Source organism: Antarcticibacterium flavum, from assembly GCF_006159205.1.
GTDB classification, from domain to species: domain Bacteria; phylum Bacteroidota; class Bacteroidia; order Flavobacteriales; family Flavobacteriaceae; genus Gillisia; species Gillisia flava.
Window position 1 is genome coordinate 885,524 of sequence record NZ_CP040812.1, and the last position, 13,662, is coordinate 899,185.

Annotated in this window: 7 protein-coding genes; 5 read left to right on the top strand and 2 right to left on the bottom strand. The window is 40.5% G+C overall.

The window, feature by feature from the left end; genetic code table 11:
- The first annotated feature begins 134 nt into the window (after nt 1–134).
- From proC to FHG64_RS03785, 3 genes are read left to right on the top strand one after another with little or no spacing between them, the layout of a single operon-like run.
- Nucleotides 135–938: a pyrroline-5-carboxylate reductase gene (gene proC, locus FHG64_RS03775; RefSeq protein WP_139065168.1), complete on the top strand. Its 804-nt coding sequence runs from the start codon at nt 135–137 to the stop codon at nt 936–938.
- A 36-nt stretch (nt 939–974) separates the two neighbouring features.
- Nucleotides 975–1,745 (top strand): glutamate 5-kinase, encoded by a 771-nt coding sequence (gene proB, locus FHG64_RS03780; RefSeq protein ID WP_139065169.1) that lies wholly within the window; start codon nt 975–977, stop codon nt 1,743–1,745.
- 46 nt (nt 1,746–1,791) lie between these two features.
- The gene (locus FHG64_RS03785) at nt 1,792–2,991 is read left to right on the top strand and encodes a glutamate-5-semialdehyde dehydrogenase (protein ID WP_139065170.1); all 1,200 of its coding nucleotides are present in this window, start codon (nt 1,792–1,794) and stop codon (nt 2,989–2,991) included.
- Nucleotides 2,992–3,063: 72 nt separating this feature from the next.
- Here FHG64_RS03785 and FHG64_RS03790 read toward each other — a convergent pair whose 3' ends face one another.
- On the bottom strand, nt 3,064–7,065 hold the full coding sequence (locus tag FHG64_RS03790; RefSeq protein WP_139065171.1) for an endonuclease/exonuclease/phosphatase family protein: 4,002 nt from the start codon (nt 7,063–7,065) through the stop codon (nt 3,064–3,066).
- Between the two features lie 161 nt (nt 7,066–7,226).
- Here FHG64_RS03790 and FHG64_RS03795 point away from each other — a divergent pair, with 161 nt between their 5' ends.
- Together FHG64_RS03795 and FHG64_RS03800 are read left to right on the top strand one after the other, a co-directional pair.
- On the top strand, nt 7,227–9,104 hold the full coding sequence (locus tag FHG64_RS03795) for a M61 family metallopeptidase (RefSeq protein ID WP_139065172.1): 1,878 nt from the start codon (nt 7,227–7,229) through the stop codon (nt 9,102–9,104).
- A gap of 143 nt (nt 9,105–9,247) precedes the next feature.
- Nucleotides 9,248–11,248 (top strand): cation:proton antiporter domain-containing protein, encoded by a 2,001-nt coding sequence (locus tag FHG64_RS03800; protein WP_139065173.1) that lies wholly within the window; start codon nt 9,248–9,250, stop codon nt 11,246–11,248.
- Nucleotides 11,249–11,271: 23 nt separating this feature from the next.
- Here the strand turns inward: FHG64_RS03800 and FHG64_RS03805 are convergent, their stop codons facing one another.
- Nucleotides 11,272–13,533, bottom strand: a complete 2,262-nt coding sequence (locus tag FHG64_RS03805; protein ID WP_139065174.1) for a bifunctional SulP family inorganic anion transporter/carbonic anhydrase — start codon at nt 13,531–13,533, stop codon at nt 11,272–11,274.
- Between the last annotated feature and the right edge of the window lie 129 nt (nt 13,534–13,662).

Consider the following 13,662-nt stretch of genomic DNA (forward strand, 5'->3'; position numbering starts at 1 on the left):
TTCTCTCTCATAAAAGGGCTTCTTTCTTAAAATTTTAAAGATTACCCCCTGGATTGCATGGTCTTTGCGCCTATAGGGTGAAAATAAATTGATCTATAATTAGATCTGGAAATTTAATAATCAAAAAATAAGGAATGAGATTACTAGTTATTGGAGCCGGAAATATGGGATTAACCTATTCAGAAGGGATGGCAAAATCTTCATTATTGAACCGCCACAAGTTGATGATCTATGACAAATCTCCCGAGCTTGTTGTATCGCTTAGCAAAATTGAACATTTTGACGTTTATGACAATATAGAGGAGTGTTTGCCAGAGGCAGATGTGGTTTTTCTGGCTGTAAAACCTTACCATGTTGATGAATTATTTGAAGAGATCAAACCTCTGGTGAATAACGACCAGATTTTTGTCTCTATTATGGCAGGTGTAACAATAGAAAAAATCCAGGCAGGCCTGGGCGTCAAAAAAGTTGTAAGAGCAATGCCAAACCTTCCTGCGCAGGTAGGAAAAGGGGTTACTTCTTATACTGAAGCCAAAGAGGTTTCCCGGGTGGAATTATTGATGATAAGGAACCTGCTTGATACCACAGGAGAATCCATTAAGGTAGAGAATGAGAATTATATAGATGCCTCAACAGGAATCTCGGGGAGCGGGCCCGCCTATGTATTTTACTTTATGCAATCGATGCTGGAAGCCGCCTTAAAAATGGGCTTTTCAAAAAACGATTCCAAGGTTCTTGTATCACAAACATTTGAGGGAGCTGTGGAGTTATTTAACCAGAGTGATCTTTCACCTGAAACATGGATGGAGAGAGTTGCTTCAAAAGGGGGTACAACAAGGGCTGCACTGGATTCCATGGAGGATAATAATGTAAAGGAATTGATCAAGGATGCTGCTTATGCAGCCTTTGACAGGGCAGTAGAATTAGGTAAACAATAAGCTTGATAAAAAAAGAAGTATTCGAAAATGAATAATATGGAAGTGAAAAGAATCGTAGTAAAAGTTGGTACGAATGTAATGACCAATAAAGACAACAGAATTCTGGGGCCGGTACTTAAACACCTGGTTGAGCAAATCGCGACATTATATGAGCAGGACATAATGGTAGTCCTGGTTTCATCTGGTTCTGCCATTGCAGGGAAAGAGATCCTGGGGGAAATAGGGATCACAGATCCCTCTAAAAGAAGGCAGGTATACTCATCTGTTGGACAACCAAGAATGATGAGACATTATTACAGTATTTTCCATGATTATGGGATGCGCTGTGCACAGGTGCTTGCAACCAAAAGGGATTTTAGCCCGGGGCTGCACCGTGAGAATATGATAAATTGTTATGAGTCCTTACTGGCAGAAGGAATTATACCTATAGCAAATGAGGATGATGCAGTTTCTGTAACCATGTCCATGTTTAGTGATAATGATGAACTGGCCAGCCTTGTAGCTGAGTTAATCAATGCAGATGCCCTTATCATATTAAGCGATACCGAGGGCTTGTATACTGGTCATCCAGATGATGAGGACTCAGAAAAACTCTCTAAGGTCCAAATTGATGAGAATGTCGAAAAGTACGTCCAGGAAAGCGGCAAGGGCGAAGGTGAAGGACGCGGAGGAATGGAATCCAAAATAAAGATCGCCAAAGGTACAGCTGCCAAGAATATAACCACATATATCGCAAATGGTAAGAGGCCAAATGTGATCCTGGATATAGTGGCAGGAAAACCTGTAGGAACGAAATTTACGGCTTAGGTCTAGTCGTTAGTGAAAATAAAATAAGAACTTAGAAATTGAAATTATGAAGCTGATAGATACAAATACAAAGAATAATGTCCTTAGATCCATGATTCAAATCCTGGATAGAAGAAGAGAGGAAATAATAAAAGCCAATGAAGATGACCTTGAGGCATTTGGGGAAACAGGGGGTGCGATGTATGATCGCCTAATCGTAAATGATAAAAAAGTGGATGGAATGATCCAAAGTGTGAAGGAAGTAATGGAGCAGGAAGATCCTGTTGGACAGGAGATCTCTCACCGGGTGCTGGAAAGCGGACTGGACATTACCAATAAAACTGCACCTTTTGGAACTATTATGATCATTTACGAATCCAGGCCAGATGTTACGATTGAAGCAGCCGTACTGGCTTTTAAGGCCAATAATAAGATCTACCTGAAAGGAGGTAAGGAAGCCAACCATAGCAATAAAGTCCTGGTAGAATGCTGGCATGAGGCACTTAAAGAAAATGGCCTGGAATCCAACTGGATAGAGCTTCTCCAGCTTAACAGGGAGGAAACCCAGGAATTCCTGAAGAATCCACCAGAAAAACTGGACCTTATTGTTCCCCGTGGAGGTGAAAGGCTCATCGCCTTTGTAAAACAACATGCTACGGGAGCAGTTCTTGTGAGCGGCCGTGGAAACAATTTCCTGTATGTTTCCAAAAATGCCGATTTTGATACAGCCAAAAAAGTGATCCTGAATGCTAAAACAGATAAGATCTCGGGATGTAATGCACTGGATAAAGTTTTAATTGATAGATCACTTCCCAATTATGAGGAGAGGCTAAAGGAATTACAGGAGCTTATGAAGAAGAATCAGGTCCAAATCCTGGTGGATGAAGAGGTAAGCAAGGTTCTTACAAAAGAAGAAAAAATCCCTGAAGAAAACACCTGGTACGAAGAATTCCTCGCAATGAAAATTGTTCTTGGAAGTGTAGGGAATATGGAAGAAGCCATTGAAAAGATCAACAAATATTCCGGAGGGCATTCTGCCTCTATTATCTCTACCAATAAAGAGGAGGCTATGAACTTTATGGAACAGGTTGATAGTGCCGCCGTATATCACAACGCTTCAACGAGATTCACAGATGGCGGACAAATGGGTGTGGGTGCAGAACTTGCAATAAGCACAGATAAACTACATCACCGCGGGCCACTTGGATTAAAACAATTGGTGACCAATAAATACTATGTTCTTGGTGAAGGACACGTTCGGGTTTAATATTCCTAAGGTATAGAAATAAAAATGGCTGCCGGGTGGCAGCCATTTTTTATTTATGACCTTTTAGGTCAATTAATTCTTAATAACCTTAGCGGTCTTTCCTTCAAAGTCGCGACCTTCAATTTTAATAATGTAGAGCCCCGGAATAACCTTTCCCAAATTTACGTTAAATCCTGAAATTCCCTTTTCAATGAGTACTTCCTGCTCCTGTAAAGTTCGTCCGCTCAAATTAATTACCTTCAGGATGGCATTTGTTTTCTTTGAGCTTTTAATTCTTACAACTGTTTCACCTCTTGTAGGATTTGGAGAGACCAGGGTTTCTTCAATAACAAGATTGTTTTCATTTTCACAACTTCCCAGGGAAGCTCCATTCTTCAGTAAAGCAGGTACTGCATTGGGAGCTACACATAGGGGTTTACCATTGAAACAAACGGTAACTTTTGAGGCCCGGGAATTATTTCCGCAGGAGATATCTTCAACCTCCACCGTAACTTCAGCAGTAATACTACATCCATTTGCATCTGTAACCTCAAGGCTATAAGAAGTAGTTTCTGAAGGACATACTGAAATGCTTTCTGAAATTTCCCCTGTACTCCATAAATATGTGAAAGGTGCCGTCCCTCCTACTGTTTCTTTGGGCTGAAGAGTGGTACAAGAAGTTTCATATCCCAGATAAACCTTTTGATCTTCCATCAAGAGTGAAAGGGCTTCAGCCTCATTTACAGTGACCTCAGCAGTAATTTCATCTCCAAGATAATCCTTAACAATCACATTGTAATTTCCTGCTGGCAGCGAGGTTGCGGTTTGTGTTTCCTGCCCGTTGCTCCAGCTGTAAGTATAGGGTGCAATACCACCGGTTACAAACACCGTAGCTGTACCTGTCTCACTTCCATTACAGGTCGCATCATTTACCTCCACAGCAGTTAAGGTCAAGCCCTTATGTTTTAATCGCACAGAAACAGGAAAATGGTCTGAGGCTGTATAAACAAAATCACTTGTATAAAATTCATAATGCACCCGGGCGGAACCTTCAATATAATTATCAAAAAGTTCATCGGTTACCATAATATGGTCGATCATATCATCATAATCTCCAATGGCATATGACCTATACCCTTCTTCACTCAAAATTGAGGTTAAAACCGAATAATTTGCTGTATCATCCAAATAACTGTCATAGGTGGAAACCGTGGTACTTACATTGGCTACAGTGAAATCCACATCATCATTATAATCTCCAAGGATCATCACCCTGTCATTTGAAAAATACCTGTCCAGAGAATCTTTTAAAACCTCTACATCATATTTTCTCATATCATATCTACCCTGGGCTCCTGTGCTCCCATTTGCTCTTGCGTGTAAGGCTATGAATTTCATTTCTTCCTTATGACCATCAATAGTTACCTCTGCCTCCATTAAAAAGGGTAATCTCCCGCTGGCAAAAAATCTATCGGCACTTTCCGGATAATCCTGGAATAAAGAACCATCACCCTCATAAAAGGGATGAACAGAAGTCATCATAGGACGGGAAGCTTGTACAGAAACAGTTTCTGATTTATAAATAAACCCAACTTTTTGACCACCCGGGCTATCGGGATAAGAAGTGGCGTCTGAAAGAATAAAGTCGTAACCTTCCATTTCACCTACCATTTGCTCAAAAAGAACCTCATCTGAAATTTCCTGAACAGCGATCACATCGGCATCGAGTTCTAATAAAATTGCTTTTACCGCTTCCTTCTGGATCTCATCTGAATTTTCATTCCTGGCAGCCGGGGAATTTGCTTCATCACCAAACCATTCTATATTCCAGGTCACCGCATCAAAAGTGAATTCTTTAGAGATCTCTGAACCCGGAAAAGTGGGGTCATAAGGTTCTGCACAAGGAAGATCCTCTTCATTTCTTGGTTGTAATTGGTTAGTGGTTCTAAAGCGACCCACTACTCCAACAACCTCTGCGCAGGTTACTGGCTGTAATTTTCCAACAAGGCCATCAACAGTTGATGTAATCCTTAGTTCACCTTCTCCGCTAGCATCGGAAACAAGATAATTTGAATTTCCGAAGAAAAGCTGACCAGGGCCGGGAAATACCATATCGGTAATTTTCACCAATTGTCCTCTGTGTGCTTCCAATTGAGAAAGGCTAATGCTTTTTGGCTCAATTGGTTCATTAGCCTCTCCAAGGTATTCCACGCTTTCAAGGTCTGAGATCTGTACAAGGTCATTGAAAACCGCCCTGCTTCCAGTAATCCTTAAGCTATCTCCTATTTTATATAAACCGGCTTCAGTAACAAGGTTTCCAAAAATTGCAATCCCACCGGTTTCATCTTGTATAAAGGCAGTATTTCCAAATTCAGAAGCAACGGTTAAAGTACCGGTGATCGTTAATTTTGTACCCAGCTCTGCAGCACGTGCATAAGCAATAGTGCCGGGTTCCCCTGGAACTTCCGGCTCCGGTTCTACCACTGCACCCCCAAAGGACTGGTTTGTATTTACATTCCCAAATGTATTGGAAAGAGACTCCTGCCAGGTAAAATCTTCATATTTGAATCCGTTTCCGCCAAGCTGAAGGGAAGTTCCGACAGGAGCAGAATTTTCTGAAACTCCTACATCTGTACTTTCCAATCCGTTTGCAGGACCATTGGTGGCTGTAAAAACCCCTTCATAACTTAAGAACTGAATAACTTCTTCTCCTTTTACAAGGGCAAAACCATCTGGAGCTCCATTTTGAATACCTGCATGGGTAAATTGTTTAGTACCATATCCCGATTGCTGATTTTCCAGAATCCCTTCAAGAGGAATGGTTGCATAAGAAGCACCATTACTTCCATTATAAAGAATAATACTATAATCTGAAAGATCCAGGCCTGCAGTACCGGCCACTTCTATGGCTTCACCAGAATCTGTACCTGCAGTGTCATAATGAAATTCATTGATGAATAAAACCGGCTCAGGTGAAAGGAAGGTTTGCCCGGTATTAACTGCGCTATAAGTTTTCTGAGCTTCAGGTGCCCAGGTAAAATCAGCATATGAACTACCCTCTCCCGTAAGCTGAAGAGAATATCCAATAGGAGTAGAAGAAGTTTGCTTCACCCCTATATCTGTACTTTCAATTCCTGCTGCAGGACCATCTACCGGAACAAATGTCCCACCGTAGCTTAAAAATTGCAACAAATTACCATCTGGATCAACAAGAGCTATCCCATCTGGATCCCCATTTTGAATTCCTGTAATTGGAAAGAAAACTGTTCCAAACCCATTTTGCTGCGCGGGAATAACTCCTTCCAAAGTGGTAGATGGATTATATAACTTAAGTTGTGTAGCTGAACCGTTATATAAAAGTATTTGATAACCACTTAGATCGGTTCCTGCAGTTCCGGCGATTTCAACGCCTTCTTGCTGGTCTGCACCGGCATTATCATAATGTATTTCATTGATGAAAATTATATCCACTGCAGGCGCCGGTGGTAATTCTGGTTCGGGCTCTGGTTCAGGTTCAGGTTGGGGTTCAACAGGATCGCCACCAAAACTCTGATTGTTATTAAGGCTCCCAAAAGTATTTTGTGCCTCCGGCTGCCATGTAAATTGAGTATAATCCTGGCCTTCACCGGCTAATTGAAGAGAATAACCAACGGGTGTGTTCCCGTCTTCAGCTACTCCAACATCTACACTTGTCATTCCGGTTGCAGGCCCATATTCTGCAGTCATTACACCTTCATAGCTTAAAAATTGAATAACTTCCTCTCCCTTGACAAGTGCAAAACCATCTGGAGCGCCGTTTTGGAGTCCGTTTGTAGGGAAAGTTAAAACATACGTACCAAATCCATTTTGTTGATCTGGTATCAATCCGCTTAAAGGAAAAGTACCGTAGGCGCTGTTGTTTCCTCCATTGTACAATACTATGCTGTACAAAGAAAGATCTGTACCGGCGGGGCCTGCAATTTCTATTGCCTCACCTTCATCTGTACTCTCATTATCATAATGAAATTCATTAATGAAAACTGCTTGAGACAGCACAAGATTTGTAAAAAACAGAAAAAGAGGGAAAAAGATTTTAAAGAGTAGTTTTCGTTTCATTCGAAAGGGTTTTTAGGTGGCGCTAAGAAACTGCTTTTTTATAAAAATTATATTACTTATTTATTAACGAAGTGTTAACAGAAGAGCGACATTTTAAATTCCCCGGGAAAACTGTAACTTTCCAGCCTGTATTGAATCTATAGAGAAACCAAATGATGAACATGAAAAAATTGATGTATTTCCTGGCGGTAATAACAGTTACCTACAGTTGTAAAACCACACAGGAACTGGAACCAAGCACCCCCCAACAGGTGGAAGTAAAAATTGACCTGGTAAATGTAAAGGATGACAGGGTTATGGTTACCGTCGACCCGGGTAAGTTCACAACCAACCAAACTACATTTTATATTCCCACCACGGTGCCGGGGACCTATTCAATTGATAATTATGGGACATTGATTGAAGATTTGAAAGCATACGATTATTTAGGAAAGGAACTGCTTTTGGCGAAAACAGATGATAACTCCTGGCTTATTGATAATGCCAGGGATCTTGATAAAATTACTTATTGGGTTAATGATTCATATGATATTGAAGGAGAACAGGGGATCTTCTCCCCTTCCGGGACCAATATTATGAAGAACCAAAATTTCATGCTAAACCTGCATGGATTTGTGGGATACTTTGATGAACTAAAAGAGCAACCATATAAATTGATCATTGAGCGCCCACAGGGTCTTTTCCCCGGCACTGCCATGCAGCTTTCCCGCACAATGCAAGAACCAACCCCTTCAGGAAGTTTCACAGATACATTTAATGCCAGGCGCTACTTTGAAATAATAGATAATCCTATTATGTATGCCGCGGCAGATACTACCCACATAAGAACAGAGGGTATAAATGTACTACTGCACGTATACTCTCCCGGCAAGGTTTACACTGCTCAAAGCATCAAACCGGGGATAGAGCAAATGATAACGGCTCAAAAAAGGTTTTTAGGAGATATTGATAATACCTCCAACTACGCAATCCTGCTATATTTAGCAGATTCTGACAATATCGACGCCAGGGGTTATGGAGCTCTTGAACATCATACCTCTACAGTGGTGGTCCTGCCGGAAACCATGCCCCTGCAGGCCTTGAATAAAACAATGACAGATGTGGTCTCCCATGAGTTCTTCCACATTCTTACTCCCTTAAATGTTCATAGCAACGAGATTCATTATTTCGACTATAATGATCCAAAAATGTCACAGCATCTCTGGATGTACGAAGGAGTAACCGAATATTTTGCACACCTCTTCCAGGTCAACCAGGGACTTATAGACAATACCGAATTCTATTCCAGAATGGCCGATAAGATCGAAACGTCCCAGAATTTTGATGACACCGTTCCTTTTACAACAATGAGCAGGAACATCCTTGAAGAACCTTATAAAAATGACTATTACAATGTTTATCTTAAGGGAGCCCTCATAGGAATGGCCCTGGATATTAGGTTGAGAGAGCTTAGCAATGGCGAGGAAGGCATCCTTGACCTTATGAAGGATCTAAGTGAGCGCTATGGAAAAGACAGGCCTTTTGAGGATGATGAACTTATCCCTGCCATTGTAGAGATGACATATCCTGAAATTCAGGAATTTTTTGACACCTATATTTCAGGATCCACCCCGATACCATATGAACAGTTTCTTGAAAAAGTAGGAATAGAAAAGGCTGAAAGCAGCATCAACACCTCTTATTTCATCAAAGGACAGGTTCCTTATATCGATGGTGACCCGGACACCGGGGATCTTTTCTTCAGAAAAAATATTGCCTTAAACTCTTTCCTTAAGGAACTTGGGGTTCAAAATGGAGATATTATTCGCTCGGTAAATGGCACAGAATATAGCATACAAAATGTCTATGACCTGGTTATGCAATCACAGGCATGGCAGGAAAGTGAGGACATAAGCATGGTGGTAGAGCGAGATGGCGAAGAAACTACCTTAACCGGTAAGGTAATCCAGCCAACAGATTCGGTAACTGAATTGAAGGAAATGGAACTGCCACAGGATGATCCAAGAGTTCAATTGAGAAAAGCCTGGTTACTGGATTAACATTAGAAAAATTGAAAAGAAAATGGCAGCTACGGGAGCTGCCATTTTTATTGTAAATTGTTTTCAGGCTAAATTTTAATTATGTTGGAACTTCCACGTTTCAAATTGTAACTTGGTTTTTTTAATCTAAATAGATAATATAAATGGAGATACCTATTCTTAAGGATATAGTGGTAGTCCTGGGGCTTTCCATCATAATAATCCTCCTTTTCCAAAAGATAAAAGTACCGTCTTTATTGGGATTTCTTATAGCGGGGATAATTGCCGGTCCTTACGTTTTTAACCTTATAAGTTCACAACATGAAGTTGAGCTTCTTAGTGAAATAGGAATTATTTTTTTACTGTTTATAATTGGAATTGAACTCTCCCTCAAAGGCCTTGCTTCCATTAAAAAAACCATTCTATTAGGAGGGGGCATGCAGGTAGGCGGCACCATTCTTTTAACGGCCTTACTCTCTACCTTTATGGGAATACCATTAAATACCGCTGTATTCCTGGGCTTCCTTTTTTCATTAAGCAGTACGGCAATCGTTCTAAAACTTTTCCAGGAAAAGGGAGAAGTTTCTTCACCCCATGGAAGAGTTTCAGTAGCTATTCTTATTTTTCAGGATATCGTGGTGGTACCTATGATGTTACTTACACCATTGCTTGCAGGAAAGTCTGATAACATCCTTGAAACCCTGGGGATATTGCTCGTTAAGATAATAGGAGTTGGTTTTGTAATATATATATTGGCATTATATGTAGTGCCGTATATTTTTAAAATGGTCATCAAAACCAAGAACAGGGAATTGTTCATTTTGACAACAATTGTTTTCTGTTTCGGGGTTGCCTGGTTAACCTCCTCTGTTGGACTTTCCCTGGCCCTGGGAGCTTTTTTTGCCGGCCTTATCATATCTGAATCAGATTACAGCCACCAGGCCACGGCAAACGTCCTTCCTTTCAGGGAGATCTTTATTAGTTTCTTTTTCATTTCTGTAGGTTCTCTTTTAAATATTAATTTCTTTTTTAGCAACATTCTTATCATCCTGCTCCTTGTTATTGGGGTGATATTACTTAAGATGTTGGTATTGGCAATCACCGTTCTTTCTCTAAGGTACCCGGCCAGAACAATGTTCCTTACGGTCTTTTCATTATTCCAGGTGGGAGAATTTTCACTGCTTCTCTCTACTGTAGGGGTGCAAAACGATTTATTACCTGAAAATATCTACCAATACTTCCTGGCAATATCAATTCTTACCATGGGGCTTACACCATTTGTAATGAATTATGCTGAAAGATTTACCTACTACCTCATAAAACTCCCCATTCCGGCCAGGGTAAGGAGGCGTCTTGATAATGTAAAAAGATACAGTAAGACTGAAGAAGCTGCCATCGAAGATAAGAAGGACCATCTTGTTATCATTGGATATGGTATTAACGGAAAAAATATCTCTAAAGCAGCAAAATTTGCACAGATCCCCTATGTTATAACAGATCTGGATCCCGATGCCTTCCAGCAGGCCAAACAAAACGGGGAACCTATTGTGTATGGAGATGCTACAAATCCTGTGATCTTAAAACATTTGCATGTGCAGGAAGCAAGGGTAATTGTTATCGCCATTTCTGATCCCGATGCTACAAAGAAGATCATCAATGTGGTGAGAAGCCTTACACAAACCGCAACTTTGATCGTAAGGACAAGGTATGTACGCGAAATTGAAGATAACATACGGTTGGGAGCAGATGAGGTGATCCCTGAAGAATTTGAAACTTCCATTGAGATCTTTAGCCGGGTGTTAAGGAAATACCTAATTCCACACGATGAGATCCAGAGTTTTATTAATCAAATACGATCATCAGATTACGAGATGCTAACCAAGATCAAGGATGGCCCTCATACCCCGGCATACCAGCATCTTCATATTCCAAATAAAGAAATAGTTACTCTAAGCGTTCAACAAGGCAATAACAGTATAGTTGGAAAATCTATAGAGGAAGCCGGCCTGGGAAAAAATTACGGGGTTACACTTCTAACTATAAAACGGGGAGCCAATTATATTACTCATATCGATAATAATACTATTATCGAACAGGGAGACCTGCTATACCTTTTTGGTAATCCTACCAATATTAATCAACTTAACAAGTTACTTTCTATGTAAGACGGTAAGGATTCCTTTATAAATCAGCCATTGGAATTTATAACTTCTGAAGTTTGATGCATTTCAGAAAAATCTATTTTACCATTTTGGCGGTTAAAAAATCCCGACGCCATACCTATACTGCCCTCTTCTATTGACTCCCGAAGAAATTGGCTTTGCTCAATGACAAGTTCCCTTGACCTTACCAGGCTCCAGCGTGTAATCACATCTGCATGCTCATACAGGTTGCTTTCATTTATAAGATCCCTGGTAATATGGTTAGCTTCTACAGCTTCAGCAATCAATGGACAAAGATATGAGTCATGTCCTTCTTTAAAATCTCTTAGTGCCTGTGCGTAGATCTTGTTGGCAGAATTACCCATAAAGAGTATAAATTTGGCTCCCTGCTTTTGGCAGGCTACCTCCAGGCTTTTTATGCCATGGTCATTTGCCAGGTTACCTGCGGTCCTTATAGGTATAAGGTCTCCAATTCCTGTATTCATCAACACATTAAGTGGTTCCCTCATGTCTATACAGTTAACCACCGCGGCAAGTGGAGGAGCATTTATGAAATCCATTAACTCCTTATTCCGAAGTCTGCGGGACACTAATTTTCCATCAACATATCTTTGGTTTCCATCTTTTAGATAGTCGAAAATATCCTGGGGAGTAGATCTCTTTTTGGAATCCTTTAATTCTTCCTGCACGAATTCAAGGTCTTTACCCAGGTCATATTTCTCTTTTAATCCTATGATGCTTAGGTTAATATCGTGCTCTCTCGCATAGGTATCTCTAAAATCCTCAAAGATCTCGAGAACATCCTGGTCTATATAGCTTGCGAAGGTGGCATCAATAATTACGGTAGATTTATCTGGTACATTCCATAGAGTGTTTTTTATAGATGCTTTATTGAAGAATGAGACCTCATTAGATAGTTCAAGCCGTATAGTTTCTCCTTTAAATATCTTGGTATTCTCAACAAAAAAGGCATTATGATAATTACTGCGCAAAAGGAAAAATATACTCACCAGGGTACCAATAAATATTCCTATTAGAAGATCTGTCAAAATAATAGCTACGATCGTCACTACAAATGGAATAAATTGGTTCCAGCCCTTTCGGAACATAGTGGATACCACATCCCATGATGCGAGTTTATATCCAATTACAAGTAGAATGGCCGCGAGGCTGGAAAGTGGTATGAGGTTTAAAATGCTGCTTAGGAACAAAACACTTAAAAGTAAAAATATACCGTGCAGTATGGCTGAAAGTTTCGTCTCTGCCCCGGCAGCTATATTCACCGAGCTTCTTACGATAACAGATGTAATTGGTATTCCACCAATCAAACCTGTGATGGTATTTCCTATACCCTGGGCAACCAGCTCCCGGTTTGGCGGGGTATTTCTCTTATGAGGGTCCAACTCATCTGCAGCTTCTATTGCGAGTAAACTGGCAATGGAGGCGATAAGGGTAATAGTGATCGCAACTCCCCAAACTTCAGGATTGGTAATCGCAGAAAAATCGGGAAAAGTAACAAGCTCGCTTACGCTATCAATATTAGGTATATTCACAAGATGAGCCTCCTCTAAATATAAAGAGGGAACAGCATATTGAAAGATTACATTAAGGGCAACACCTAATAAAACCACAACAAGTGCAGGTGGCAAAAGCTTAAAGTTTTTAAGCGGGGTTTTATCCCAAAATATCATTATGGCCAGGGAGATCCCGGTGATCAACAAAGCACCCCCTGTTAGAGATGCATAAAAACTGGCAATAGCCTCATCTACCTGGGAGAAAAAATTCTTGTTGGGATCAAAATAATCGGCCGTATCTGCGGCGATTCCCATTGCGTAGGGAATCTGGGCAATGATTAGTATAATACCAATAGCAGCAAGTAGTCCTTTTATAATATTAGAAGGCATATAATCTGCAATAAGGCCGGCTTTTAAAATTCCAAGGGTAAATTGAAAGATCCCTCCCAGGACAACTGCCAGAAGAAATACATCAAAACTTCCCAGCGAGGCGATAGAAGCCAGTACCACTGCAGTTAAACTGGCCGCAGGACCACTCACACTTACAGAGGAATGGCTTATACTACCTATTACAATACCACCAACAATCCCTGAGATCAAACCCGAAAGCAGAGGCGCCCCACTGGCAAGTGCGATTCCCAGGCATAAGGGTAAGGCAACAAGAAAAACAACTATACTGGCAGGAATATCTTTATTTAAGCGGGAGAAAAGCGGCTTTTGTTGATTGATATCCACCTTATTGACGATATTATTAAAATCTGGAATTTTCTTCAATAGATCAAATTTTGTTAAGAAAGAAGTTGCACTTACAACCCATGGCCATAAAAATAATGAAATAACCCGAAGTAACTACCTGCATCCGCTCTTAACTCCATAGATTATTAAATTTTTGCCAAATATGTA